The organism is Paraburkholderia sp. SIMBA_054 (genome assembly GCF_046534875.1).
GTDB classification, from domain to species: domain Bacteria; phylum Pseudomonadota; class Gammaproteobacteria; order Burkholderiales; family Burkholderiaceae; genus Paraburkholderia; species Paraburkholderia hospita.
Map to the genome: position 1 here is coordinate 1 of NZ_JAWRXV010000687.1, position 276 is coordinate 276.

General features: G+C 63.0%; 1 protein-coding gene. It reads right to left on the minus strand.

The features are described 5' to 3' along the window. A partial coding sequence (locus SB822_RS56860; RefSeq protein ID WP_410859072.1) for an acyl-CoA-binding protein occupies window positions 1-137 on the minus strand: 137 nt, incomplete at its 3' end. Window positions 138-276 lie beyond the last annotated feature (139 nt).

Consider the following 276-nt stretch of genomic DNA (forward strand, 5'->3'; position numbering starts at 1 on the left):
TTGTCGCCCTGCACGTCGCCTTCGCTCGCCTGCTTGAAGAGCGCATAGAGGCGCAGCAGCGTGAGGTTGCCCGGGCGTTCGGGCAGTTGCTTGACGTCTTCCTGGGCCTGGGTGAACTGCATGTCGAGGTTCGTCATCTTGATGCGCTCCGGCGCGGTGATCGGGTGGCCGACGATCATAACAATTGCATGCCGTGGCGTGGCCGAGGGCTTATTCCAAACACCGGTGATCGCTGATCGGCAAACCGGCACCCGGATGCGGGCCCAAACCGCATCC